The sequence below is a fragment of the Streptomyces sp. NBC_00104 genome, from assembly GCF_045160825.1.
GTDB lineage: Bacteria > Actinomycetota > Actinomycetes > Streptomycetales > Streptomycetaceae > Streptomyces.
In genome coordinates this window covers 5,286,069-5,311,190 of record NZ_CP108215.1, presented here as the reverse complement: position 1 = coordinate 5,311,190, position 25,122 = coordinate 5,286,069, and the positions used below count along the sequence as shown (strand labels likewise).

The following is a 25,122-nucleotide window of genomic DNA, read 5'->3' as shown; positions in this document are numbered from 1 at the left end:
CGGTCGCCGGTTGCGGCGTTCGCCGACTGTCGTCGTGCCGGTCATCGTGCCCGGCCGTTCGGGGGACAGGCGGGCCTCCGCCGGCGCTTTCCTCGCCTCGCAGGGCATCCCTTGACGCAACGAAAGGGAGACACGATGCCGCTCTACCTATCGAGGTTCAGCTACACCCCGGAGACATGGGCGAGGCTCATCGGCCATCCGGAGGACCGCGCACAGGCAGCTCAGTCGTACATCGAGTCCGTCGGCGGGAAGCTCCATGGCTTCTGGTACGCCTTCGGCACGCACGACGGCTACAACCTCTGGGAAGCTCCGGACAACGTGTCCATGGCCGCGGTCGCGTTGGCGATCAGCGGAGGCGGTGCGCTGAGTTCGTTCGAGACGACTGTTCTCCTGACCGTCGATGAGACGGTGGAGGCCTTGCGCACAGCCGAGCAGGTCCGGTACCGGGCTCCTGGCGCGTAGCGGTCCGGATCGGTAGCGAGACCCGGGGAAGAAGACGTAAGCATCTCTGACCAAGAGCCCCCTGCCGATGGCTGATGCGCGGACAGGGGGCTCGTTGTGTTGCGTGGATGGATGGATGGATGGATGGGCGGCGGTGGCTAAGCCGCGCCACTGACGTCCGGGGCGATGAAGCGGCGGTGCAGTGGGGTGAGGGCGGTGGCGTCGGGGGTGCCCTGGATGCCGGCCTTCTGGATGGCGGGGAGGAGGCGTTCGATGAAGAAGGTTTCGAACGCCTGCTGGGATTCCCAGACGTCGGTGACGTGGAGTCCCTGGTCGTCGAACCAGGCCACGTGGACCTGCCCGCCGGCCGCCGGGATCTCCTCCCAGGCGACCGCGTCTCGCACGGTGTCGTACTGCTCCGGAGTCACCTCTGCCCAGTGCATCGACATCACTACGGCCATGTGTAAAGCCCCCCTTGTGCTACCGGTGTCGGCATGGGGATGGTTCCATCCCGCGAGCTCCGCCGGACAGGGCGTGCGGAGGCGTACCGGCGTCTGTCGGCCGCTCTCGCGCGCTCAGACCGTGAGGGGGACCGGGTGGATCTCGTCCGCCTTGTGGCCGGCGCGTTCGTGGATGCGTTGGACGGCCTCGGCGGAGGGGGCCTCGGAGAGGCAGTAGACGGTGCCGGACTGGGGGTCGGCCCAGGCGCGTTCGAAGTGGACGTTCTCGTCCTTCTCGATGTCGAGGTCGGCCTTGTGCGCGGCCTGCAACTGGTCCGCGGTGATGCCCTTCATGTCGTGGTGGACGTCCATGAACTTGGTCATGGCCCGCACCTCCTTCTTCCTTTTCCTCTTCCCGTTCCTCTTCCTTGCCTCTCCCCTCATGCTGCGCCCGCACGGCCGTACGGGCGACTCCGCGGTGCGCTAGCGTCGCCCGTCATGCGCATGCTGATGTGGGTGGGGATATCGGCGGTCGGGGTCATGGCCGCTGTGGGGGGCCTGGTCGTGGGGGTGCCTGCTGCGTCGTTCGTCATGGAGTACGGGTGCGGGCCCACGGAGGAGCGACTCGGAGAGGCGTTGGCCGGGGACCCCGTGCTGGACGCCGGGGTGGAGGAGGCCAGGGCCGAGGAGTCGTATCAGGAGTGCGACGACGACGATCTGAACGTCGTCGCGGGGAAGGCGTACCGGTACGGCGGGGACCGGGAGAGCGTGCTCGTGCACTACCGGGACGCCGCGCGGGCCCATGGGTGGCGGTACCGGACGAGTGACTGTTTCACCAAGTCGATCGACGGGTCCGTGGCGAGTCTGATCCTGGAGGGGCCGGCCGACGGCTCCCTGCAGGTCGAGATCATCGCCGCCGACGGTGCCACCGAGCACTGGTGCTGAGCGAGCCTGAGCGAGCATGAGTGAAGGGGACCCGTCACGAGCGACTGGCCCCCTTCGTCCGCGTACAGCCCGCGTACAGCACGCGTAGGAACCCGCATACGGTCCGCGTACGAAAGCGCCTGCCTACCGGTCAGCCGCACTGGCACGGGTTGCCGGACTGGCACCCGCACGCGCATCCGGAACCGCAGCCGCAGGCGCCGAAAAGGGGCAGGGTCTTGATGTCGGCGGGCTGATGGGTGTCCCGGACCTGTGTCGGGTCCGGCGTGCTGGGGCTGGCGGGGGATTCGGCCATGGTCCCTCCTCGAAGAAGGCGGCAAAGGCTCAAGGCACCGACGGCTGGTGCCCGTACCCGTTGGTTGCCCCATTGCACGCCCGTTCAGCCGGGCGCATCAACGGCGCACAGAGGCGTCCGCCCGCCCGGCCGGACCATCGAGCGCCGGACCATCGAGCGCCGGACCCTCAAGCACCGAACCATCAAGCGCCGGCCATTGCGGGTCGGCCATCGCGGGTCGGCCATCGAGCGCCGGAGCCCCCGCATGTGGAGCCCCCGCATGTGGAGCCCCCGCATGTGGAGCCCCGCGCTCACCGCTCTTCCCGCGCCGGGCAGGCAGCCCTACTCCTCATCCACCCCCGCGACCGGCTGGACCGGCTGGACCGGCTGGATGTCCGCCTGCAGCTCGTCCGCGTGTTCGCCCGTCACCAGGTACACCACGCGCTTGGCGACGGACACCGCGTGGTCGGCGAAGCGCTCGTAGTAGCGGCCGAGGAGGGTGACGTCGACGGCGGTCTCGATGCCGTGCTTCCAGCGGTCGTCCATGAGGTGCTGGAAGAGGGTGCGGTGGAGGAGGTCCATCGCGTCGTCGTCGCTCTCCAGCTGGAGCGCGAGGTCGACGTCCTTGGTGATGATGACCTCGGCGGCCTTGGCCATCAGGCGCTGCGCGAGCTGCCCCATCTCCAGGATCGTCGCGTGCAGGTCACGCGGGACCGTGTGGTCGGGGAAGCGGAGCCGGGTCAGCTTGGCCACGTGCTGGGCGAGGTCGCCGGAGCGCTCCAGGTCGGCCGACATGCGCAGCGACGTCACGACGATACGGAGATCCGTCGCCACCGGCTGCTGCCTGGCCAGCAGGGCTATCGCGCGGGCCTCCAGCTCGTGCTGCAGGTCGTCGACCTTCTTGTCGGCCTCGATCACGCTCTCGGCCAGCTTCAGGTCGGCGTCGAGCATCGCCGTCGTGGCGCGTCCGATGGCCGAGCCCACCAGTCGGGCCATCTCGACCAGGCCCTCACCGATCGAGTCAAGTTCCTCGTGGTACGCGTCCCGCATCAGGGTGTCCCTCTCTTACGTACGTCTGCTCGTGGGTAACCAGGAAAGCCGTGCCGAAGGCCGTTCCGCCAGGCCAGGACGACCGAATGAACGGTCACCGGGGGCCCGCATGAACCCCACGCTCCCACGTTCCGACCCGTACGCGTCCGTTTCGGCCATCTCAAATGAACCAATACTGGCTCCAAGGTGAACTCTGGGCGACGAGTGTTCGAGGTCGCCCTCCGATCGCTGTGGGGATGTCCGACCTCGTGCCTAACCTGGATGCATGGACGTGAACGCGGCGGTCGCCGCAGCGGCAGCGATCGCCGGAGTGCTCACCGGTGTCATCGCCGTGTTGGCGTTCCGCTTCAGCGAGCGCGAGCAGAAGCGTCCCACCAGAACCTCCCTGCACACCGACCCGGTGCTTCCGCCCGGCGTCGACACCGTGCTGTCGGTGCTCCGCTCCTCCGCCGTCGTGCTCGACGAGGCGGACGCCGTCGTCAAGGCCAGCTCCGCCGCGTACGCCCTCGGGCTGGTGCGCGGGGGGAAGCTCGCCGTCGAGCCGATGCTCAGGATGGCCCGCGACACCCGCCGCGACGGCGAGATACGCCAGGTCGAGCTGGACCTGCCCCGGCGCGGCACGGGACGCGGCGACGCGCTCGCCGTCTCCGCGCGCGTCGCGCCGCTGGGCTCCCGGCTCGTGCTGCTCCTCGTCGAGGACCTGACCGAGGCCCGCCGGATCGAGGCCGTACGGCGTGACTTCGTCGCCAACGTCAGCCATGAGCTGAAGACGCCGGTCGGCGCGCTCTCCCTCCTCTCCGAGGCCGTCATGGGGGCGTCGGACGACCCCGAGGCCGTGGAACGGTTCGCCGGGCGCATGCAGATCGAGGCCACCCGGCTCACCAACCTCGTGCAGGAACTCATCGACCTCTCCCGGGTGCAGAACGACGACCCGCTGGAGGACGCCGAGCCCGTACGGGTGGACGAGCTGGTCGCCGAGGCCGTCGACCGCTGCCGCCACCAGGCCGGCACCAAGCAGATCACCATGGCCTCGAACACGGGGGTGCCCGAAGGGCTCGAACAGGGTGGTGGCGGGCGACGGGCGGGCGGCACCGCCGAGCTGCGCGTCTGGGGCAATCGGGGGCAGCTGGCCGCCGCCCTCGGCAACCTCGTCGAGAACGCCGTCAACTACTCCCCGGCCCGCACCCGCGTCGGCATAGCCGCGCGCCGGGTGACCGCTCCCGGCGGGGACCATATCGAGATCGCCGTGACCGACCAGGGCATCGGCATCTCGGACAAGGACAAGGAGCGCATCTTCGAGCGCTTCTACCGCGTGGACCCGGCCCGTTCCCGCCAGACCGGCGGTACGGGTCTCGGTCTCGCGATCGTCAAGCACGTGGCCGCCTCGCACGGCGGGGAGGTCACGGTGTGGAGCTCGGAGGGACAGGGCTCCACGTTCACCCTCAGGCTGCCGGAGGCGGGCGTGGCCCGTGACCGCGCGGCCCAGCACCCGGACCTCGACGACGAGGACGGACAGCCTCACCCCGACCCATCCCCGTACGGACCGTACGAATCGCTTCCTGCCCCGGAGGTCCTTCCGTGACCCGAGTGCTCGTCGTCGAGGACGAGGAGTCCTTCTCCGACGCCCTGTCCTACATGCTCCGCAAAGAGGGCTTCGAGGTCGCCATCGCGACCACCGGGCCCGACGGTCTCGACGAGTTCGAGCGCAACGGAGCCGACCTCGTTCTCCTCGACCTCATGCTGCCCGGTCTGCCGGGTACCGAGGTCTGCCGTCAGCTGCGCGGCCGTTCCAATGTCCCGGTGATCATGGTGACCGCCAAGGACAGCGAGATCGACAAGGTCGTGGGCCTGGAAATAGGAGCCGACGACTATGTCACGAAGCCTTTCTCCTCCCGCGAGCTCGTCGCCCGTATCCGGGCCGTACTGCGCCGCCGCGGCGAGCCCGAGGAGGTCAGCCCGGCCGCGCTGGAGGCGGGCCCCGTCCGTATGGACGTCGACCGTCACGTGGTCACTGTCTCGGGCTCCAAGGTCGACCTCCCCCTCAAGGAGTTCGACCTGCTCGAAATGCTGCTGCGGAACGCGGGCCGCGTCCTGACCCGTATGCAGCTCATCGACCGAGTCTGGGGCGCCGACTACGTCGGCGACACCAAGACCCTCGACGTCCACGTCAAGCGCCTCCGCGCCAAGATCGAGCCCGACCCGGGCGCGCCGCGGTATCTGGTGACGGTGCGAGGCCTCGGCTACAAGTTCGAGCCGTAGGCCGACGGGCGCATGCTCGCCGTACGCCGAAGGGCGGCACCCCTCGCAGGGGGTGCCGCCCTTCGGCGTTGGTGTGCGTGGCTCAGTGGCCCGCGGTCTCCTCGGAGGCCGAGGCGGACGGGGAGGACGTCGAGCCGGCGGCGGTGCCCTCCTCCTCTGCGGACGGTGAGCCCGAGATGGACGCGGACGGGGAGCCGGAGGTCTCGTCGGCCGGCGTGGGGCTGGTGGCGGGGGCCTCGGGGAGGTCGCTCGGGCCCCACTTCTCGAAGTAGTGCTCGGCGGGGACCACGAAGGCGCGCAGGCTGACCTCGCCGGTCTCGCTGAAGTTGAAGGTGACCTTCTGGGCGTTGCCGTCCTGGACGGCCTCGGTGACGTCCGTCAGGACCGCGGAGGCGTTGCCCTCGCCGCCCAGGACCACGGAGCCACCGGCCGGGACGACGATCTTGCCGCCCTTGCCCTCACCCTTGGCCGGGGTGACCTCGGCGGTGCCGGCGCCCTCCACGGTGATGGAGTCCAGGGTCTGGTCGGTCGTGGCGCCGTTGAACAGCGTCGCGGAAACCACGGCGGGGCCCTTGGTCTCGGTCCCGGGCTGGGTGACCACGATCGCGTTCTGGATCTTGATGTCACCGACGCTGGTGGCCGCGTTGTCCGGCTTGACCCCCAGCGTCTGGGCGTTGCTGCCCGCGGAGCACGCCGCGAGTGAGGCGATCGAGAACGCGAGGGCGGCGGCGGCGAGGGCGCCGCGTCGAAGGCTGCTGCTCACGGCTGCGGCAACTCCTAGAACGTGGGCGGTACGTGGTCTGTAGCGGCCTTAGGTTACCGAGCCGTTCCGCCGCCGCCGCACCCGACCCTCCCCAAGTCTCCCGACAAGTCACCGGAAGCAAAGGGCGGAGGCGTCACCCGCACGCCCGTCCGGCATTCACATAACCGCCTTCGATCTCGCCGCCGCCGCGCCCTGGATTTCCACCAAGGAATGCGAGGCGGTACAGAAAATCGATCAGCCGCCAGAACGTCTGCTGGAACGCCCGCCAGAACATCGGCCAGAACGCCGGTCAGAACGTCACCGGAACGCTCGCCGGAACAGCGCAGAACACGATCCGGTAACGGCGGAACATCGCCCGCGGATCGAACTCCTTGATCAATTCCGGATTCGTCTCGTACCCGACTCCACTAGCCGAACGGAGTAGCGGAAGTCGCACGCCTGGAGCCGGACAAAGCGGGACGTTAGGATGCTCGTGGCGCCCTCCGGATGCGTGTAACGTACGCGTTTCACTCCGCCCGGAGAGCCGCTCCGACCTGCGAATACCCTCCTCCGTTCGGCCCTCGCAGCACGTTCCTGTTGCAGTTGTCAAGCCCCGAGATGCGCCCTGACCTGCGAAAACGCCATTCAGAACACGCCGTTTCCGTGTTACCCTGGATAGCCACGGAAGGGGTACCTGTCACATGACGTTCAAGGTTGGCGACACCGTGGTCTATCCCCATCACGGGGCCGCGCTGATCGAGGCCATCGAAACTCGCCAGATCAAAGGCGTGGACAAGACCTACTTGGTGCTCAAGGTCGCTCAGGGCGACCTGACAGTGCGTGTGCCAGCGGACAATGCGGAGTTCGTCGGCGTGCGTGATGTGGTCGGGCAGGACGGCCTGGACCGGGTCTTCGAGGTACTGCGCGCACCGTATGCCGAGGAGCCCACGAACTGGTCGCGTCGCTACAAGGCAAACCTGGAGAAGCTCGCCTCCGGCGATGTCATCAAGGTCGCGGAAGTCGTGCGTGACCTGTGGCGTCGAGAGCGCGAGCGCGGACTGTCCGCCGGTGAGAAGCGCATGCTCGCCAAGGCCCGCCAGATCCTGGTGAGCGAGCTCGCCCTCGCGGAGAACACGAACGAGGACAAGGCCGAGGCCCTGCTCGACGAGGTTCTCGCGTCCTGAACTGACTCCTGAGGCAGGCAGCCAGCCCGCTCAGCCGTTCAGCGCAGCACATTGAAATGCCGCGGTGCCCGATGACGTAGGTAATGTCGCCGGGCGCTGCGGCATGTTCGTACCCGGATGCCGTACGCCTGAACGGGGTCACCGATACTTGGTGCGCCCCGGTACTCAGTAAGTGGTCGTACTTGGCGTGCCGGGCCCGGGCAGCTGGCTCGACCAGATGTCACGGAAGGGTCCGGTCAAGGTGTCGCGCCCGGCACGCTGTGGCCATACCCACGTAGGCCGAGCACACAAACCTGACAGGAACCGATGTCTGACGATTCGCGCCCTTCACCGTCCGGAACCGGTACGGCGACCCGCACGGCGACCCGCACGGCGGCCGTGATTCCGGCCGCCGGCCGGGGCGTACGCCTCGGCCCGGGCGCCCCCAAGGCGCTACGCGCGCTGAACGGCACCCCGATGCTGATCCACGCGGTGCGGGCCATGGCCGCGTCCCGTGCCGTCTCCCTGGTGATCGTCGTGGCGCCGCCCGACGGCGCCCCGGAGGTCAAGACCCTGCTCGACGCGCACGCGCTGCCCGAGCGGACCGACTTCCTCGTCGTACCCGGGGGTGAGTCGCGCCAGGAGTCGGTCAAACTCGGCCTCGACGCGCTGCCGCCCGGCTTCGACATCGTCCTCGTCCACGACGCGGCCCGGCCGCTGGTGCCCGTCGACACGGTCGACGCGGTCATCGAGGCCGTACGGGACGGGGCGCCGGCCGTGGTGCCCGCGCTGCCGCTCGCGGACACGGTCAAGGAGGTCGAGCCGGCGGACGCGCCGGGGGCGCCGGAGCCGGTCGTCGCCACGCCGCAGCGGGCTCGGCTGCGGGCGGTGCAGACGCCGCAGGGGTTCGACCGGGAGACGCTGGTCCGGGCGCACGAGACGGTCACCGGGGAGGTGACCGACGACGCGAGCATGGTGGAGCGGCTCGGGCTGGGAGTCGTGGTCGTGCCGGGGCACGAGGAGGCGTTCAAGGTGACGCGGCCGCTGGACCTGGTGCTCGCGGAGGCGGTTCTGGCGCGCAGGAGGCTCAACGATGGGTTCTGAGACGCCACCGGTACCGGTGCCCCCGGTACCGGGTTCCGTGGTGGTGCCGCAGGTCGGGATCGGTACCGACATCCACGCCTTCGAGGAGGGGCGGGAGCTGTGGTGCGCCGGGCTGAAGTGGGAGGGGCAGGGGCCGGGGCTGGCCGGGCACTCCGACGCGGACGTCGTGGCGCACGCCGCCTGCAACGCGCTGTTCTCCGCCGCCGGGATGGGCGACCTCGGGCAGCACTTCGGGACGGGACGGCCGGAGTGGTCGGGCGCGTCCGGGGTGACGTTGCTGGCGGAGGCCGCACGGATCGTGCGGGCCGGCGGGTTCGCCATCGGCAACGTGGCCGTGCAGGTGGTGGGTGACCGGCCGAAGATCGGCAAGCGGCGGGACGAGGCGCAGAAGGTGCTGTCGGAGGTCGTGGGAGCGCCGGTGTCGGTGTCGGGGGCGACGACCGACGGGCTCGGGTTTCCCGGGCGGGGTGAGGGGTTGATGGCGGTCGCCACGGCGCTTGTCGTGCGGGTGGGCTGAGCCGAGGGTTTCTCGCCCCCGCCGCCCCTACCCGTCCCATCCCGGGGCTGCGCCCCAGCCCCCCCCGCTCTCGTGAGTCGTTCGGGTGCGGGAGCGTCGTGGTTGCTCGCGCCGTTCCCCGCGCCCCTTGAGGGCCTGCGGCCCGTCAAAGGGCCGCAGGCCCCGGTGCCGGGTGTGCACACGTCACGAATCTGTTGTCCTTGGGGCGAAGGGCTCGGGGCACGGCCGGTGGCCCACTACCCTGGGAGTCGTGACTATTCGCCTGTACGACACCAGCGCCCGGCAGATTCGTGATTTCGCCCCGCTCACGCCGGGTTGTGTCTCGATCTACCTGTGTGGCGCCACGGTGCAGGCGGCCCCGCACATCGGACACATCCGGTCGGGGCTCAACTTCGACATCATGCGTCGGTGGTTCGAGTACCGCGGGTACGACGTGACGTTCGTGCGGAACGTGACGGACATCGACGACAAGATCATCGCCAAGGCGGCCGACCAGGGCCGCCCCTGGTGGTCGATCGGGTACGAGAACGAGCGCGCGTTCAACGACGGGTACGGCGTGCTCGGTTGCCTGCCGCCGACCTACGAGCCGCGTGCCACCGGGCATGTGACCGAGATGGTCGAGATGATGCGCGGGCTGATCGAGCGCGGACACGCGTACGAGGCGGACGGGAACGTCTACTTCGACGTGCGGTCGTTCCCCGAGTATCTGCGGCTGTCCAACCAGGAGCTCGACAACCTCCTCCAGCCCTCCGGGGAGGGTGAGACCGGCAAGCGCGACCCGCGTGACTTCGCCATGTGGAAGTCGGCGAAGCCCGGGGAACCGACCTGGGAGACGCCCTGGGGTCGGGGGCGGCCGGGATGGCACCTGGAGTGCTCGGCCATGGCCCACAAGTACCTGGGCAGCGCCTTCGACATCCACGGCGGCGGCCTCGACCTGATCTTCCCGCACCACGAGAACGAGATCGCGCAGGCCAAGGCCTTCGGCGACGACTTCGCCACGTACTGGGTGCACAACGCCTGGGTCACCATGAGCGGCGAGAAGATGTCCAAGTCGCTGGGCAACTCGGTGCTCGTGAGCGAGATGGTCAAGCGCTGGCGGCCCATCGTCCTGCGCTACTACCTGGGCACCCCGCACTACCGGTCGATGATCGAGTACAGCGAGGACGCCCTGCGCGAGGCCGAGTCGGCGTTCGCCCGTATCGAGGGGTTCATCCAGCGGGTCGTCGAGAAGGCCGGCGGAGTCGTCGAGCCCGCGGCCGAGGTGCCGCCGGCGTTCGCCGAGGCGATGGACGACGACCTGGGCGTGCCGCAGGCGCTCGCCGTCGTGCACACCACGGTCCGTCAGGGCAACAGCGCGCTGGCCGCCGACGACAAGGAAGAGGCCGTGGCGCGGCTCGCCGAGGTGCGGGCCATGCTCGCTGTGCTCGGCCTCGACCCGCTGGACGCGCACTGGGCCGGTGACGGCGGCGACCGCGGCGAGGACCTCCACGGGGTCGTCGACACGCTCGTCGGGCTGGTCCTCCAGCAGCGCGAGGCCGCCCGCGCCCGCAAGGACTGGGCCACCGCGGACGCCATCCGGGACCAGCTCAACCAGTCCGGTCTGGCCATCGAGGACAGCCCCGACGGTCCGCGCTGGACGCTCGGCCCACGCTGAGTCCTCCGGTCACCCGGATCGATCGACCTTGATCGATTGTGCCGCCCGGCCATCCGGGCGGCACACTGCATTACGTACACACGCACACTTCTCAGAGACGGGTAGGTCATGGCCGCTCACAACCGCCGCATGTCCGGCAAGAAGGGCGCGCAGGTCGGCAGTGGCGGCCAGCGGCGCAAGGGGCTCGAAGGCAGGGGGCCGACGCCGCCCGCCGAGATGCGCAAGAAGCACAAGGCGAACCGCATCGCGAACGCCAAGGCGAAGCAGGCCGCGCGCCGCCCCACGCCGCGTGGCCGCGGTGGCAAGGGCACGTCCGAGATGGTCGTCGGGCGCAACCCCGTCGTCGAGGCGCTGCGCGGGGGCGTGCCCGCCTCGACGCTCTACGTCCAGCAGTTCATCGACAACGACGAGCGGGTGCGTGAGGCGCTGCAGCTCGCGGCCGAGCGCGGCGGCATCAACCTCATGGAGGCGCCGCGGCCCGAACTGGACCGCATGACCAACGGGCTCAACCACCAGGGGCTCGTCCTCCAGGTCCCGCCGTACGAGTACGCGCACCCCGAGGACCTGGTGGCCGCCGCGCACGACGAGGGCGAGGACCCGCTGATCGTCGCCCTCGACGGGGTGACCGACCCGCGCAACCTCGGTGCCGTCGTCCGGTCCGTCTCCGCGTTCGGCGGCCACGGCGTCGTCGTGCCCGAGCGGCGCGCGGCCGGCATGACCGCCGGTGCCTGGAAGACGTCCGCCGGCACGGCCGCCCGTACGCCCGTCGCCCGCTGCACCAACCTCACGCGCACGCTGGAGGCGTACAAGAAGGCGGGTGTCGTCGTGGTCGGTCTCGCCGCCGACGGCGAGTCCGAGGTCGGCGACCTGGAGGTCCTGGACGGGCCCGTCGTGATCGTGGTCGGCAGCGAGGGCAAGGGCCTGTCCCGGCTCGTCGGTGAAACGTGCGACTTCCTGGTGCGGATCCCGATGCCGGGTGGCGCCGAGTCGTTGAACGCCGGTGTCGCGGCGGGAGTTGTGCTGTACGAGGCGTCGCGGCGCAGGGCCTGAAAGGGGTCCTGGCTGGGGGTTCGGGATGTTCTGGATCACCTTGACGCGGTCCGGACAGATAGGGGCGGTCAAAGCAGTGTCCTAACGACACGTCACTCGGTTAGATGAGTGTGGACACCAGAACACCCCGCACACCCACGGGCGACCGTTCGTCGGGATTCGGCTCGGGATTCGACTCGGGATTCGACGACGCTCCCGCGCTGAGCATGGTGAAGGTGCCGAGCGATCCGGCGCAGGTCATCGTCAACCACGCGAGTTTCCGCGTGCAGTTGGGCGTCTCCACGCGGGCGTCCCCGCGCATCGCACGGCACTCTGCCGCCGAGGACACCGCGCGCATCCCCCTCGTGGGCACGGTGGGGCGCTCCGGCGCGCCCGCCGCCGGGCGCCGGCGCGCGCCCGTCGTCTGGAGCGGGAGGTCCGCGCCGGACGACACCGGAGCCCACCGGCTCCTCCAGGCGGTGCGCGGCGCGGGCGTCGGCGCCCCCGACCCGCTGAGCGACACGGGCTCGACCCAGGTCATCCCCCGCCTCGACGGCACGGGCAGCGGTGGCTACGACACCGAAAGCGGGCGCTACGGCGCGGACTTGACCGTCGAGACCGTCGAGACGCCCATCGTCGGCAACCAGCGCACCCACGGCGACCACGCCGCCCCCGACGGCACCCGGCTGCTCCCCGCCATGCGGAGCGTCGGCAGCACGTACGACGAACCGGGGTACGACCAGACGGCGCGGTACGGCCAAGGCGACTACCCCGACGGGGAGTTCGCCAACGGGCAGTTCGGCGACGGGCAGTTCGGTGACGGGCAGTTCGGCGACGGGGAGTTCGCCGACCCGTACGACGACGGCGCGGACGAGCGGAGCGGGCGGCGGGCCGGCAGCGACCCCGTCCGGCACGCCTACTACCCCGGCCGACGGATGAACCTCGGCGTGGTGCTGCTGCCGCTGCGCGTCTTCCTCGGGTTCATCTCCCTCTACGCCGGCATGGGCAAGCTCTGCGACCCGCACTACTTCGACGGCGGCAAGCGCGGCTCCATGGTGAAGTGGCTGAACACGCTGCACCCGTGGGAAGTCGCCGAGCCGCTGCGGCAGTTCGCCCTCGAACATCCGGTGGGCTCGGGGCTCGTCATCGCCTTCGCGCAGGTCATCGTCGGTGTGCTGACCGTCCTCGGGCTCTGGCAGCGCGTCGCCGCCGGAGTCGGGGCGCTGCTGTCGGCCGCGCTGCTCGTCACCGTCAGCTGGAAGACCGTCCCCGTCTACGAGACGCCCGACATCATCTACCTCGCCGCCTGGTCCCCGCTGATCATCGCGGGCGCGCCGGTGTACTCCGTCGACGGGCGGCTCGCGGGCGGCGCCTGGCGCAGGCTCGGGCCGCGCGCCCACATCTGGGAGCTGCGGCGGTACGTGCTGCGGCGGGGCGCGCTCGTCACCGCGATCGTGGTCGGGCTGACGCTGCTGGTGGGGTCCGTGCTCGGCGGGGCCGTGCGGGACGCCGACCGGATCGTCGTTCCCGGGCCCGGCGAGGCACCGCGCAACGAACTGCCGGGGTCGCCGCTGCCGGGTGAGCCGACGAAGCGCCGCCAGGACAGCCCCTCCGCGTCCAACTCGCCCACCGCGGGCGCGACGTCCGCGAAGCCTTCGGAGGCGGCCACCACGCCGGGGGCGACCCAGGACACCGGGGCCGTCACCGGGGGGCAGCCGAGTCAGACGCAGGGCACGGCCGGGCAGGCGCCGCCGCCGCAGTCCGCGCCGGTCGAGCAGGTGCCGAGCACCACCGCCGGGCCGAGCTCCAGCGGGAGCACGGGTGTGGGTGCCTCCGGCGGTACGACCGGGGGGTCGGGCGGCTCCACCGGGGGTACTGGTGGGACCTCTTCGGGTGGGCAGCCCGGGCTGGTGGGGGGACTGCTCGGGTAGGCGCGCAGACAGACAGATGGGCCCCGCGTGATTGTCGCGCGGGGCCCGTCGTCGTGCGTGGCATGGACGCCCGAGAGCTCGGGAGGCGCTGTGGTGGGGCGGCTGCGGGCCGGTGTGTGGCTGGTCGCGGTTCCCCGCGCCCGTTTCGGGGCGCCGCCCCCTCAACGGCCCAGCGCCGCCAGTTCCTTCGCTGCCTCTGTCAGGTCCTTGGCCGTGTCGATGGCTCGCCAGTAGGCGCCCTGGGGGATGGGGAAGCCCGCCAGGCGGCGTTCCCGGGCCAGGCGGGGGAAGGTGGTGCGCTCGTGGTCGCCACGGGCGGGGAGGAGGTCGGTGAACTCGGGGGAGAAGACGTAGACGCCGGCGTTGATCTCGTACGTCGTCGGCGGGGCCTCGATGAAGTCGGTGACGCGGCCGAAGCCGTCCGTCTTCACGGCGCCCCAGGGAATGCGGGGGCGGGCCAGGGCGAGGGTGGCGAGGGCGTCGCGTTCGGCGTGGAAGTCCGCCATGTCGCGGAGCGAGAAGCGGGTCCAGATGTCGCCGTTGGTGGCGTACCAGGGGCGGTCGGGGTGGGGGAGGTGGGAGGCGGCGTACTTGAGCCCTCCGCCTCGGCCCAGGGGCTCCGACTCGACGACCGTGGTGACGCGGACCGGCAGGTCGGCCGAGTCCAGCCACTTCTGCAGGACGTCGGCGAGATGGCCGCAGGAGACGACCACGTCGGTCACGCCCTCCTCGGCGAGCCAGGTGAGCTGATGGCCGATGATCGGGGTGCCCGTACCGGGGATCTCGACCATGGGCTTGGGCCGGTCGTCGGTGTACGGACGCAGCCGGGAGCCCTGGCCACCGGCGAGGACCACGGCTTGAACGGGGCGCGACGCGGCGTTCGGATCGGTCATGACCGAACTGTACGTGGCGCCCCGTTCGCGGGAGCACGGCCCTGGGATCGGTATACGGGGTGGAAACGGGGCGGTATACGGGGGCGCGACCCCTGGAGCCCTTGGAGCCCCTTAGGGCCCTTAGGGCCCGTCGGAGCCACGGAGGGCGGCCGGGCCTCTGGAGGGGCCGCTACGGTCCCTGTCGGGCTCTCAGCGCCGCCCCGCGCGGCCTTCAGCTGTGCAGGGCGGCCACTCCCGTCGCGAAGGACGTGTCGCAGACCGGGCGGGCGTAGGACTGGGCCCGGGTGGGGCCGTAGGCGCGGACGGCGGCGCGGCCGAGGGCGCGCGCGATGGACGTGCAGTGCCTCGCCAGGGCCGGGCGGCCGTTCACCGCCTGCTGGAGGTGGGTGAGGGCGACGCCCGGGTCCTCCTTCTGGAGCTCCACGAGCAGCTTGTCGCGCAGCACTTCGTGCGGGGCGCGGGTCTTGGCGCGCTGGGAGACCTCCGAGGCGGCGAGTACCGACTCCGCGGGGTCGGAGCCCGACCAGTTGACCCGGGTGACCGCGAGGGTGCCGGAGAGGACCAGGACGACGGGCAGGACCAGGGCCAGGGAGCGGCCGATCCGGCGGGCCGGGCCGCGGCCGTGCCGCGTCCGTTGGGTGTGGGTGTGGGTGTGCTTCACGCGAGTGAGGGTAGCGCGGGGTAGTGATATGGCGACATTAGGTCACCGGTACGGGGGATGTCGAAGCGCCGTTCTCCGAGTGGCAGGTTGACGCACACTGGTCGAAATGAACCGATTTGCCGGGGTAGTTGGTGGCAGCGAAAAGGGCCCCGCAGATGTTTGCGGGGCCCTTTTCGTCAACCTGGGTGATTTATCCCGGGCCGGTGGTTTCGCGAACGGCCATGCACGGCCATGCACGGCCGTGCATGAACGGCGGTGTCCGGGTCAGTCGGAGAGGCGCTCGCCGGTGGAGGTCGAGAACACGTGGTTCTCGCCCGGACGCGGCACGACGTGCAGCGTCGCGCCCTTCTCCGGGACCTGGCGGCCGTTGACGCGGACCACGAGGTCCTTGGTCCCGCCGCCGACCTCGGCGGTGCCGTAGACGTAACCGTCGGCGCCGAGCTCCTCGACGACGTTGACGGTGACGGCGAGGCCGGCCGGGGCGTCGTCGGTGTCCTTCGACAGGGAGGAGGCGACGGAGCCGTCGTGCTCGACGATGTCGAAGTGCTCGGGACGGACACCGACGGTGACGGTGGTGTCACCCCGGTCGGAGGCGGCCTTCAGGGCCTCGCGGTTGACCGGGACGACGCTGTTGCCGAACTTCACGCCGCCGTCGGTGATCGGGACCTCGACCAGGTTCATGGCCGGGGAGCCGATGAAGCCGGCGACGAAGAGGTTGGCCGGGCGGTCGTACATGTTGCGCGGGGTGTCGACCTGCTGGAGCAGACCGTCCTTGAGGACCGCCACACGGTCGCCCATCGTCATGGCCTCGACCTGGTCGTGGGTGACGTAGACGGTGGTGATGCCGAGGCGGCGCTGCAGGGACGCGATCTGCGTACGGGTCGAGACACGGAGCTTGGCGTCGAGGTTCGACAGCGGCTCGTCCATGAGGAAGACCTGGGGCTCACGCACGATGGCACGACCCATGGCGACACGCTGACGCTGACCACCGGAGAGGGCCTTCGGCTTGCGGTCCAGGTACTCGGTGAGGTCGAGGATCTTCGCGGCCTCTTCGACCTTCTGCCGGATCTCCGCCTTGTTGACGCCGGCGATCTTGAGGGCGAAGCCCATGTTGTCGGCGACGGTCATGTGCGGGTAGAGCGCGTAGTTCTGGAACACCATGGCGATGTCCCGGTCCTTCGGCGGCAGGTGCGTGACGTCGCGGTCACCGATGCGGATGGCGCCGCCGTTGACGTCCTCGAGGCCCGCGAGCATGCGGAGCGAGGTGGACTTGCCGCAACCGGACGGGCCGACCAGAACGAGGAACTCGCCGTCCTCGATCTCGATCTCGAGCGCGTCTACGGCGGGCTTCGTGGAACCCGGGTAGATCCGGGTCGCCTTGTCGAACGAAACTGTGGCCATGGGTCGTAGACCCCCTTCACCGGCAGGAACGTGCCGGACGATCCGAGTAAAGGTGGTGATCCACCGCGGACGTTTCCACGGTGGTGTAGTCCACGGGAGTGGATTGGGTCAGGACGGTACCTTCCGTTCACCAGGTCTGTCAGTACCTGGACCCCTGTGAACTTCGCGGAAATTTTCGACGAGTGCGCCCTGTGACGTGGGTACACTGCACGGGCGCCCCCGCGAGGGGCCACGCCTCCTTAGCTCAGCTGGCCAGAGCAACGCACTTGTAATGCGTAGGTCGTCGGTTCGAATCCGACAGGGGGCTCTCTTGCTGCCCCAGGCCAGATGTTCTCTGGCCTGGGGTTTTGCGTTCAGCGCAGGCGGTGGGCGATTTCGAGGGCGTCCGGTGGGAGGGGGCGGCCCTCTTCGATCTCCCAGACGGCGTTCTGGAGGAGACGGGCGAGGGTCCAGGCGCGGGCCCGTTCGCGGTCGAGGGACAGGACGTCGGTCATCGCGTCGAAGCGCCAGCGGACCTCGGCGGGGTCGAAGCGGTTGTCGAGGGCCGGCCAGAGTTCGAAGGCGGGGTCGCCGGCGAGGGGCTTGGGGTCGATGGCGAGCCAGGGCGCTCGGTCGGCGGCGAGGACGTTGTCGAAGTGCAGGTCCCAGTGGAGGAGACGGTCGCCGGGCTCGGTGACGACCTCGCGTACGGCGGCCGCGCAGTCGGCGATCAGGCGGCGGTGGGACGCGTCCGGGATGCGGGTCAGTACCGCCGGCGTCCGGTCCAGCATGTCCGTCGCGATGTCGGACAGGCGGCGCATGTCCGGTGGGGCCGGAGTGGTGGTCAGGTGGGCCAGCAGGTGGGCGATGACCAGGACGGCCTCGCGGGTGTCGGGCTCGTGGGACAGCATGCGGGCCGGGTCGAGGCGTTCGAGCAGCATGGTGCCGGTTTCGGCGTCGTGGGCCAGTAGCCGTACCGCCCCGTCGCCGTCCCAGACGCGCAGGGCCACCGGTTCGCCCGCGCTCTCGGCGTCGAGGATCTGGAGCTTGAGGACCGCCGGGGTGTCGTCGGCCGTGCGGACCACCGGCAGGACCAGGGCGCACATGCCGTGCAGGGCTGCCCCGTCGAGGCGCAGCCCCCAGCGGTCCAGGAACCCGGCGGCGAGGTCGGGAAGGGCGGCGGCGAAGGCCACGCCCTCCTCCGCGAAGAACATCTCCAGCGTGGCGGCCAGCTCCTCGGGGACATCGATCACGAGGCCGACACTACGCACGCGCCCTCCCCTTTTCCCTTGGATTTCCGGCCCGGTGATGCCCGTGCGCCACGGAATCCGTAGGTGACAGGGCCCGTCGGCAGGGGCTAGCGTCCGGCCGTGAGCAGCACGGACGCGATCGTCGGCACCGTCAACGGTGGGATCTCCTTCTGGTACGCGCGGGCCGGCCTTCCCGTTCCGAGGGAGCCGCTGGCCGGGGACGCGTCCGCCGATGTGGTGGTCGTGGGGGGTGGGTACACCGGGCTGTGGACGGCCTATTACCTGAAGAAGGCCGCTCCCTCTCTGCGCATCACGGTCCTGGAGCAGAAGTTCTGTGGGTACGGGGCTTCGGGGCGCAACGGTGGGTGGCTCTACAACGGCGTCGCCGGGCGGGACCGGTACGCGCGGCTGCACGGGCGGGAGGCCGCCGTGCGGCTGCAGCGGGCCATGAACGAGACCGTCGACGAGGTCGTGCGGGTGGCGGGGGAAGAGGGTGTCGAGGCGGACATCCATCGGGGTGGGGTGCTCGAAGTCGCCTGTACACCGGCGCAGTTGGGGCGTCTCAAGGCCTTTCACGAGCACGAAGCGGCCTACGGCGAGGACGACCGCGAGCTGTACGGCGCCCGGGAGACGGCCGAGCGGATCAGGGTCGCGGACGCCGTGGGGTCGACGTGGACGCCGCACGGGGCGCGGCTGAACCCGGTGAAACTGGTGACGGGTCTGGCGGCCGTCGTGGAGGGGCTGGGAGTGACCGTTCATGAGCTGACGCCGGTCACCGAGATCCGTCCGGGGCACGCGGTCACGCCGTACGGCACGGTCCGGGCGCCCTATGTGCTGCGCTGCACGGAGGGCTTCACGGCGAACCTCAAGGGGCAGCGGCGGACCTGGCTGCCGATGAACTCCTCGATGATCGCCACCGAGCCGCTGACGGCCGAGCAGTGGGCGACGATCGGCTGGGAGGGCCGCGAGACGCTCGGCGACATGGCGCACGCGTACATGTACGCCCAGCGCACCGCCGACGACCGCATCGCGCTCGGCGGCCGCGGCGTGCCGTACCGCTTCGGTTCCCGGACGGACAACGACGGGCGTACGCAGACGGCGACGATCGAGGCGTTGTACGAGATCCTGGTGCGGTTCTTCCCCTCGCTGACGGGGGTGAAGGTCGACCACGCCTGGTCCGGCGTGCTCGGGGTCCCCCGCGACTGGTGTGCCACGGTCACGCTCGACCGGTCGACGGGGCTCGGCTGGGCGGGCGGTTACGTCGGCTCCGGTGTGGCCACCGCCAACCTCGCCGCCCGCACCCTGCGCGATCTCGTCCAGCGGGACTCCGGGCAGGCCGGGGCCACCGAGCTCACCTCGCTGCCGTGGGTGAACCACCGGGTGCGCAAGTGGGAGCCGGAGCCGTTGCGTTGGGTGGGCGTGCAGGGGATGTACGCGACGTATCGCACCGCCGACCGGCGGGAAGCCGCCTCGCAGAAGGGGGAGTCGTCACGGTTGGCGCGGTGGGCGGACCGGGTGGCGGGGCGGCACTGAGGGGACGGCACTCACGGGACGGCTCAGTACTGGCGGCACGACTCGGCACGGGCGGCAGTCGCCGTCGGCGCCGAGACGCGGCCGCGCCCGGCGGGTGCTGCTGGGCCAGAGGCCGGCACGCGGTGCGGCGGGCTCGGGGCGGGCGGTGGGGGAGGTGACCGCGGCCCGGCCCGCGCGTCCGACGGGGCCGGGCCGTGTGGCTCGGGGCGTCGGTGGGATCACGGCCGGGCCGGGTGCAGGGGATGTCACGGCTCCAGCACGACCTTGCCGGTGGTGCCCCGGTTCTCCAGGGCGCGGTGGGCGGCGGCCGCCTCGGCGAGGGGGAAGCGGTGGACGGCCGGGGTGAGGCGGCCGGTGGCGGCCTCGGTGAGGGCGCGGAGTTCGAGGGTGCGGATGGGGTCGGGGCCGCCCGCCCGGCGCAGCATCTTCTCGCCCAGGACCGTCTCCGAGACGCCCTCGACGACGTACGGACCCGTGCCGGTGCTCCCGCCCGCCGACCAGCCGAAGACGAGGTGCCTGCCGCCGGGGGCGAGCAGGGCGACGGACTCCCGCGCCGCCGCCCCGCCGACCCCGTCGAGGACGATCGTGGCCTTCCCCCGGTACGCCGCGACCTTCTCGGGCCACGCCGCGTCCGTGTAGTCGACGGCGAGGTCGGCGCCGTTCGCCGCCACCCGGGCCGTCTTCTCGGGCCCGCCGGCCAGGCCGACGACCGTGGCGCCCGCGTTCTTGGCGTACTGCACGAGGAGCGTGCCGAGGCCGCCGGCCGCCGCCGGGACCACGACCACGTCGTCCGGGCCCGGTGCGGCGAAGAGCAGGATTCCCATCGCCGTACGGCCCGTGCCGATCATCGCGACGGCCTCGGCGTAGTCGAGGTTCTCCGGGATCTCGTGCAGCCGTTCGACCTCGGTGACGGCCAGCTCGGCGTAGCCGCCGGGCACGAAGCCGAGGTGGGCCGTGACCCGCCTGCCGAGCCAGTGCTCCGGGACGCCCTCCCCGAGCGCCTCGACGACTCCGGCGACCTCCCGGCCGGGGATCGTGGGCAGTTCCGGTGCCGGTGCCGGTCCCGGGTGGCCCTCGCGGATGGCCGTGTCCAGCAGATGGACGCCCGCCGCTGCGACGGCGACACGCACCTGGCCCGGGCCGGGCTCGGGGTCCGCGACCTTCTCGTACGTCAGGTTCTCGGCCGGGCCGAAGGTGTGCAGACGGATGGCGTGCATGTGGGCCCCTTGGGAGGTCTCGCTTTCGCGTGGTGTGCGTTCACCTGGCGTGCGTCCGTGTGGCGTGCGTCCGTGTGGGGTGCGTACGCCTGGCGCGCGCTCGCCTGGTTTCGCCTGGTGAGCCTCAGCCTCCGACCTCAAGCATGCTTGAGGTCAAGCGTGTTCTTCGACCTTCTGCCCAGCGCCAGCGACACGGCCGCGAGGGCGCTGTTGAACGACACCTCCGAGAGCACGCCCGGCGCCGCGACCTGGTCGCCCGCGAGGTACACGCCGTCACCCCGGTCCACGGCCGGGCGGTCGCGCCAGCTGGTGCCGGGCAGGTCCACCGCGCCCGTACGGCCGTTCGCGGTCGCCTCGCGCCGCCAGGTGACCCGGTCCCGCCAGCCGGGGAAGCCCAGGTCGAGCAGGTGCTCGGCCCGGGCGACGCCGTCCGCCCGCGACTCGTGCGGACCGATCGGGAACTGCCCCTGGAGCACCTGCTCGCCCGCCGGGGCCAGCGTGCGGTCCTGCGCGGTGAACCGCTCGATCCAGCCGGGCGCGTCCAGGTCGGAGACCGCGAACGCGTCGCCGCGGCGGGTGCGTACGGCGAGGTCGACGAGGGCCGTACGGCCGCTCGGCCAGGTCAGCGAGTCGTCCTTGAGCAGGCGGCGGGCGGCGTCGAGGGAGGTGGCGACGACGACCGGGCCGCTGGACGCGCGATGGCCGCGGTTCCCGCCGCTGTCGCGGCCGGTGAGGGCGTCCAGACTGTCGACCCGGCTGAGGGTCTCCATACGGACGCCGAGGTTCCAGGCGCGGGCCGCCATCCGGTCGATGACGCTCGCCCAGCCGCCGCGCGGGTAGTGCGCCTCCGGGGGCAACTTCGTGGCCCGGCGCAGCCGTTCCTGCACGAACGCGGCGGACAGGGAGCCCGCGTCGTGGTGGAACAGGGCCACCGCCGAGTAGTTGGCGGCGGCGCGCGCGGCCTCCTCGCCGGCCTGTTCGGTCGCCCAGGTGAGGAAGTCGACGTCGACGGGCGCGTGCCCGCCCGTACGGCGTGGGCGGAGGAGCTTGAGCATCGCGAACGGCGGGGTCCGGCGCAGGGCGCCCTTGTGGTGCAGGCGCAGCCGGGCGGCCTCCCGGGGCGGGAGGGGCGCGAGCGGGCCGATCAGGTCCCGCTGCTCGAGCCAGGTCCAGTGCGGGCCGCCGCTGTACAGCGCGTGCGGTCCCTCGTTCGTCCGGTACGGCCCCTCCGTGGTCCGCGCCCGGCCGCCGAGCGTGTGGTGCGCCTCGTGGACGGTGACCCGCGCGCCCGCCTCGGCGGCGGTGATCGCCGCGGTGAGCCCGGCGAAGCCGCCGCCGATGACGGTGAGGTGGGTGGGGGGTCGGGAGGCGGCGGACGTGTGGGTGCGGGTGCGGGGGGTCGTGTTCGTACGGGAGGAGGGGCGGGGCGTGGCTGGAGCGCGGTGCATGGCTGGGGCTCCCTCGGGTCGGTGTCGGCCGTCGCGGTGGCTGTCTGTGGGTACGACAGATCGAGGGCGCCGGAATGTGACATGAGGGCTGTCGGTAGGGGCCGGGGGCGTGTTCGCGCAGGTCAGGTGGATTGTCAGTGGTGGGGTGCAGGATGGGGGCATGGTGAGGGCGAGGTCGGTGGTGAAGGCGGCACGGCGGCCGGAGGTGCGGCTGCCGGTGCTGGAGGCGTACGCGGGCGGGGGGTTGGAGCCCGACGGGGACTACGACGGGCTGGAGTTCCGGGAGCAGGACTTCGTCGGGCAGGACGGCGGGGGTGCCCGTTTCATGGACTGCGCGCTGACGGGCTGCGCGCTGGACGAGACGCGACTGCACCGGGCTCGTGTGCTCGACTCCGTCCTCACCGGGATACGGGGCGTCGGGACGCATCTGGCCGAGGCGACGTTGCGTGACGTGGAGCTGGTGGACGCGCGCCTCGGTGGGGTGCAGATGCACGGGGCCGTGCTGGAGCGGGTGCTCGTGCGCGGGGGGAAGATCGACTACCTCAACCTGCGTGAGGCCCGGCTCAAGGATGTGGTCTTCGAGGACTGTGTCCTGGTCGAGCCGGATTTCGGCGGTGCGCGGTTGGAGCGGGTCGCGTTCGTGGGGTGCGCGTTGAAGGGGGCCGACCTGAGCGGGGTGACCTTGGTGGACGTGGATCTGCGGGAGGCCGCGTCGGTGGAGATCGCGCGGGGGGTGGAGCGGTTGTCGGGGGCGGTGATCAGTGCGGCGCAGTTGATGGACTTGGCGCCGGTGCTGGCGGGGGAGATGGGGATTCGAGTGGAGGGGTGACGTGCGGGGGTGCCGGGTGGGTTTCGCCGCCGCGCCCCTGAAGGATTCCGGGCGCGACCCATGCCGTCGAGGGGCGCGGGGAACTGCGCGACCAGCCCCCACCTGGCCCGCGAATGAACAAGGCGTCGCCCCTACGACATCCCTACGGCGCCCCTACGGCACCCTGGGGAAGCGGGCCTGGAGGGTCCAGATCGCCGGGTTCTCGTCGAGGTCGTCGTGGAGGTCGCACAGGTCGGCGATCACATCGTGCAGGAAGTCGCGGGCCTCGCGGCGGAGCTCGGCGTGGGAGAAGGTCAGCGGTGGTTCCTCGGCCGGCATCCAGTCCGCCTCGACGTCCACCCACCCGAAGCGGCGCTCGAAGAGCATGCGGTCCGTGGACTCGGTGAAGTCGAGTTCCGCGTACTGGGGCCGGGAGGCGCGGGAGCCCGCCGGGTCCCGGTCGAGCTTTTCCACGATGTCGCACAGCGCCCACGCGAAGTCCAGCACCGGCACCCATCCCCAGGCTGTGGACAGCTCCCGGTCCGCCTTGGTGTCGGCGAGGTAGACATCACCGCAGAACAGGTCGTGCCGCAGCGCGTACACGTCCGCGCGGCGGTAGTCCGTCTGCGGCGGGTCGGGGAAGCGGTTGGAGAGGGCGTAGCCGATGTCGAGCACGTAGGCGATGGTGTCATGTCCTCGTAGGATCTCCGACGTGTCCCGATCCGCACCGGTTGCCCGTGCCGCCCTGCTCACCGTCGCGTTGGCACTCACGCTCACGTCGTGCACCGAGGGCGGCGGCGAGGCCGAGGGGGCCAGGGGTTCCGCCGGCCTCCGGGACCCGTACTTCCCGAAGCTCGGCAACGGCGGCTACGACGTCACCCACTACGCCCTCACCCTCGGGTACGAACCCCCGCCCGAGACCGAGGACGCCCCCGCGGACGACGCAGACGACGCCCCCGAGGACGCCCCCGAGGCCGCCGCCCACCTGCGTGCCGCCGCCGTCATCACCGCACGGGCGACGCGGGACCTCGACTCCTTCAACCTCGACCTGAAGGGGATGGATGTCGAGTCGGTCGCCGTCGAGGGCGTGGCGGCGCGGTGGAAGCGGGCGGGGCAGGAGCTGACCGTCACCCCCGGGAAAGGACTCGACGAAGGGGAGACGTTCCGGACGACCGTGCGGTACTCGGGCGCCCCGACGACGATCACCGACCCCGACGGCTCCCGGGAGGGCTGGCTGCCGACCGCCGACGGCGTCCTCGCGCTCGGCGAACCGACGGGCTCGATGACCTGGTTCCCGGGCAACCACCATCCCTCCGACAAGGCGGCCTACGACATCGAGGTCACCGTCCCCGAGGGCCTGCGGGCCGTCTCCAACGGGGAGTTGAAGAGCGAGTCCACCAAGAACGGCCGTACGACGTACTCCTGGCACACCGCCGAACCGATGGCGAGCTACGTGGCCACGATCGCGATCGGCACGTACGAGATCCGGCGCGCGACGGTGGGCGAGGGCGAGGGCGAGGGTGAGGGTGAGGGTGAGGGCGGTGGCGAGGGTGACGGCGGTGGCGCGGGCCGGATTCCGGTGTACGTCGCCGTCGATCCCTCGCAGGCCGAGGACAGCCGGGCGGTCCTCGACCGGATTCCTGAGGTCGTCGAGTGGGCGGAGGGGAACTTCGGCCCGTACCCCTTCTCCTCCACCGGCGCGATCGTCGACGGGCCGGACGACGTCGCGTACGCACTGGAGACCCAGAACCGACCCGTCTTCCCCGGCGCCCCCGACATCTCGCTCCTCGTCCACGAGCTGGCCCACCAGTGGTACGGCGACTCCGTCACCCCGAAGAGCTGGCGGGACATGTGGCTCAACGAGGGCTTCGCCACGTACGCCGAGTGGCTGTGGGAGGAGGACCACGGCGGCGACACCGCCCAGGAGACCTTCGACGCGCTGTACGAGGGCGACTATTACCAGGACGACGCGTCGAACGAGGCCGTCTGGGACTTCCCGCCCGCGAAGCCGCCGAGCGCCGCCCGGATCTCCGACAGCCCGGTGTACGAACGCGGCGCCATGGTCCTGCACAGGATCCGCGAGGAGGTCGGCGACGACGCCTTCTTCGATCTGCTCCAGGGCTGGGCGACCGCGCACCGTCACGGCAACGCGGACACGGCCGACTTCACGGCGTACGTCGAGGAGTTCGCGGAGAAGACGGCTCCGGACGCGGACCTGACCCCGGTCTGGGACGACTGGCTGTACGGGACGGGAAGGCCCCCGATGGCTTGATCCTGCCGCCGGGGCCCCTCGCGGCCCTGGCACCGGGGCCGGACCCTCCGTAGCCTTCGCCGACGAAAGCCTTCGCCGACGGTCTGCCGGACCGCCCCGAGGCGGCGGTGTCGC

General features: G+C 71.2%; 25 protein-coding genes and 1 tRNA gene. 14 read left to right on the top strand and 12 right to left on the bottom strand.

The window, feature by feature from the left end:
- Positions 1 to 135: 135 nt before the first annotated feature.
- The gene (locus OG272_RS23345) at positions 136 to 462 is read left to right on the top strand and encodes a GYD domain-containing protein (RefSeq protein WP_326581381.1); all 327 of its coding nucleotides are present in this window, start codon (positions 136 to 138) and stop codon (positions 460 to 462) included.
- A gap of 137 nt (positions 463 to 599) precedes the next feature.
- On the opposite strand, the gene OG272_RS23340 is transcribed toward OG272_RS23345, so the two are convergent.
- Together OG272_RS23340 and OG272_RS23335 are read right to left on the bottom strand one after the other, a co-directional pair.
- Positions 600 to 902, bottom strand: a complete 303-nt coding sequence (locus OG272_RS23340) for a hypothetical protein (protein WP_327728995.1) — start codon at positions 900 to 902, stop codon at positions 600 to 602.
- Positions 903 to 1,016: 114 nt separating this feature from the next.
- Positions 1,017 to 1,265 carry an SCO4226 family nickel-binding protein gene (locus tag OG272_RS23335; protein WP_405894720.1) on the bottom strand — a complete coding sequence of 83 codons (249 nt, stop codon included), beginning with the start codon at positions 1,263 to 1,265 and terminating at the stop codon, positions 1,017 to 1,019.
- A gap of 114 nt (positions 1,266 to 1,379) precedes the next feature.
- Between OG272_RS23335 and OG272_RS23330 the strand changes: the two genes are divergently transcribed.
- Positions 1,380 to 1,826, top strand: a complete 447-nt coding sequence (locus OG272_RS23330) for a hypothetical protein (protein ID WP_405894719.1) — start codon at positions 1,380 to 1,382, stop codon at positions 1,824 to 1,826.
- A gap of 130 nt (positions 1,827 to 1,956) precedes the next feature.
- Here OG272_RS23330 and OG272_RS23325 read toward each other — a convergent pair whose 3' ends face one another.
- Positions 1,957 to 2,118: a hypothetical protein gene (locus OG272_RS23325; RefSeq protein WP_327728997.1), complete on the bottom strand. Its 162-nt coding sequence runs from the start codon at positions 2,116 to 2,118 to the stop codon at positions 1,957 to 1,959.
- Positions 2,119 to 2,439: 321 nt separating this feature from the next.
- Positions 2,440 to 3,147, bottom strand: a complete 708-nt coding sequence (gene phoU, locus OG272_RS23320) for a phosphate signaling complex protein PhoU (RefSeq protein WP_326581386.1) — start codon at positions 3,145 to 3,147, stop codon at positions 2,440 to 2,442.
- A gap of 265 nt (positions 3,148 to 3,412) precedes the next feature.
- Here phoU and OG272_RS23315 point away from each other — a divergent pair, with 265 nt between their 5' ends.
- Positions 3,413 to 4,729 carry an ATP-binding protein gene (locus tag OG272_RS23315; protein ID WP_326581388.1) on the top strand — a complete coding sequence of 439 codons (1,317 nt, stop codon included), beginning with the start codon at positions 3,413 to 3,415 and terminating at the stop codon, positions 4,727 to 4,729.
- Positions 4,726 to 5,406: a response regulator transcription factor gene (locus OG272_RS23310; protein ID WP_046707143.1), complete on the top strand. Its 681-nt coding sequence runs from the start codon at positions 4,726 to 4,728 to the stop codon at positions 5,404 to 5,406. The genes OG272_RS23315 and OG272_RS23310 overlap by 4 nt, the downstream gene beginning before the upstream one ends.
- Positions 5,407 to 5,488: 82 nt before the next feature.
- On the opposite strand, the gene OG272_RS23305 is transcribed toward OG272_RS23310, so the two are convergent.
- Complete coding sequence (locus OG272_RS23305) at positions 5,489 to 6,169, bottom strand: copper chaperone PCu(A)C (RefSeq protein ID WP_327728998.1); 681 nt, start codon at positions 6,167 to 6,169, stop codon at positions 5,489 to 5,491.
- A 680-nt stretch (positions 6,170 to 6,849) separates the two neighbouring features.
- Here OG272_RS23305 and OG272_RS23300 point away from each other — a divergent pair.
- From OG272_RS23300 to OG272_RS23275, 6 genes are all read left to right on the top strand, one after another.
- Positions 6,850 to 7,332 carry a CarD family transcriptional regulator gene (locus tag OG272_RS23300; protein ID WP_003953493.1) on the top strand — a complete coding sequence of 161 codons (483 nt, stop codon included), beginning with the start codon at positions 6,850 to 6,852 and terminating at the stop codon, positions 7,330 to 7,332.
- Positions 7,333 to 7,638: 306 nt separating this feature from the next.
- Positions 7,639 to 8,415 (top strand): 2-C-methyl-D-erythritol 4-phosphate cytidylyltransferase, encoded by a 777-nt coding sequence (gene ispD / locus OG272_RS23295; RefSeq protein WP_327728999.1) that lies wholly within the window; start codon positions 7,639 to 7,641, stop codon positions 8,413 to 8,415.
- The gene (ispF, locus tag OG272_RS23290) at positions 8,405 to 8,932 is read left to right on the top strand and encodes a 2-C-methyl-D-erythritol 2,4-cyclodiphosphate synthase (protein ID WP_327729000.1); all 528 of its coding nucleotides are present in this window, start codon (positions 8,405 to 8,407) and stop codon (positions 8,930 to 8,932) included. The genes ispD and ispF overlap by 11 nt, the downstream gene beginning before the upstream one ends.
- A 250-nt stretch (positions 8,933 to 9,182) precedes the next feature.
- Positions 9,183 to 10,586, top strand: coding sequence for a cysteine--tRNA ligase (gene cysS, locus OG272_RS23285; protein ID WP_326581748.1), 1,404 nt, complete (start codon positions 9,183 to 9,185; stop codon positions 10,584 to 10,586).
- Between the two features lie 108 nt (positions 10,587 to 10,694).
- Positions 10,695 to 11,636, top strand: coding sequence for a 23S rRNA (guanosine(2251)-2'-O)-methyltransferase RlmB (gene rlmB, locus OG272_RS23280; RefSeq protein WP_326581750.1), 942 nt, complete (start codon positions 10,695 to 10,697; stop codon positions 11,634 to 11,636).
- 104 nt (positions 11,637 to 11,740) lie between these two features.
- Positions 11,741 to 13,546, top strand: a complete 1,806-nt coding sequence (locus OG272_RS23275) for a DoxX family membrane protein (protein WP_327729001.1) — start codon at positions 11,741 to 11,743, stop codon at positions 13,544 to 13,546.
- Positions 13,547 to 13,707: 161 nt separating this feature from the next.
- Here the strand turns inward: OG272_RS23275 and OG272_RS23270 are convergent, their stop codons facing one another.
- From OG272_RS23270 to OG272_RS23260, 3 genes are all read right to left on the bottom strand, one after another.
- Positions 13,708 to 14,439, bottom strand: a complete 732-nt coding sequence (locus OG272_RS23270; RefSeq protein WP_326581754.1) for a nucleotidyltransferase family protein — start codon at positions 14,437 to 14,439, stop codon at positions 13,708 to 13,710.
- Between the two features lie 211 nt (positions 14,440 to 14,650).
- Positions 14,651 to 15,100: a hypothetical protein gene (locus tag OG272_RS23265; RefSeq protein ID WP_327729002.1), complete on the bottom strand. Its 450-nt coding sequence runs from the start codon at positions 15,098 to 15,100 to the stop codon at positions 14,651 to 14,653.
- 264 nt (positions 15,101 to 15,364) lie between these two features.
- Complete coding sequence (locus tag OG272_RS23260; protein ID WP_326581758.1) at positions 15,365 to 16,501, bottom strand: sn-glycerol-3-phosphate ABC transporter ATP-binding protein UgpC; 1,137 nt, start codon at positions 16,499 to 16,501, stop codon at positions 15,365 to 15,367.
- A gap of 233 nt (positions 16,502 to 16,734) precedes the next feature.
- On the opposite strand from OG272_RS23260, the gene OG272_RS23255 reads away from it, so the two are divergent.
- Positions 16,735 to 16,808 (top strand) — tRNA-Thr (locus OG272_RS23255).
- Positions 16,809 to 16,854: 46 nt separating this feature from the next.
- Here the strand turns inward: OG272_RS23255 and OG272_RS23250 are convergent.
- The gene (locus OG272_RS23250; protein WP_405896062.1) at positions 16,855 to 17,694 is read right to left on the bottom strand and encodes an aminoglycoside phosphotransferase family protein; all 840 of its coding nucleotides are present in this window, start codon (positions 17,692 to 17,694) and stop codon (positions 16,855 to 16,857) included.
- Between the two features lie 156 nt (positions 17,695 to 17,850).
- Between OG272_RS23250 and OG272_RS23245 the strand changes: the two genes are divergently transcribed.
- Positions 17,851 to 19,263, top strand: a complete 1,413-nt coding sequence (locus OG272_RS23245; protein ID WP_405894717.1) for an NAD(P)/FAD-dependent oxidoreductase — start codon at positions 17,851 to 17,853, stop codon at positions 19,261 to 19,263.
- Positions 19,264 to 19,508: 245 nt separating this feature from the next.
- Here OG272_RS23245 and OG272_RS23240 read toward each other — a convergent pair whose 3' ends face one another.
- Positions 19,509 to 20,480: a zinc-binding dehydrogenase gene (locus OG272_RS23240; RefSeq protein WP_405894715.1), complete on the bottom strand. Its 972-nt coding sequence runs from the start codon at positions 20,478 to 20,480 to the stop codon at positions 19,509 to 19,511.
- Between the two features lie 137 nt (positions 20,481 to 20,617).
- Entirely contained in the window at positions 20,618 to 21,928 is a 1,311-nt protein-coding gene (locus tag OG272_RS23235; protein WP_328223482.1) for an FAD-dependent oxidoreductase, read from the bottom strand.
- Between the two features lie 160 nt (positions 21,929 to 22,088).
- On the opposite strand from OG272_RS23235, the gene OG272_RS23230 reads away from it, so the two are divergent.
- Positions 22,089 to 22,757: a pentapeptide repeat-containing protein gene (locus OG272_RS23230; RefSeq protein WP_326581793.1), complete on the top strand. Its 669-nt coding sequence runs from the start codon at positions 22,089 to 22,091 to the stop codon at positions 22,755 to 22,757.
- Between the two features lie 153 nt (positions 22,758 to 22,910).
- Here OG272_RS23230 and OG272_RS23225 read toward each other — a convergent pair whose 3' ends face one another.
- Positions 22,911 to 23,411 carry a hypothetical protein gene (locus OG272_RS23225; RefSeq protein WP_326581795.1) on the bottom strand — a complete coding sequence of 167 codons (501 nt, stop codon included), beginning with the start codon at positions 23,409 to 23,411 and terminating at the stop codon, positions 22,911 to 22,913.
- Between the two features lie 7 nt (positions 23,412 to 23,418).
- Between OG272_RS23225 and OG272_RS23220 the strand changes: the two genes are divergently transcribed.
- Entirely contained in the window at positions 23,419 to 25,008 is a 1,590-nt protein-coding gene (locus OG272_RS23220) for a M1 family metallopeptidase (protein WP_405894713.1), read from the top strand.
- Positions 25,009 to 25,122: the final 114 nt, after the last annotated feature.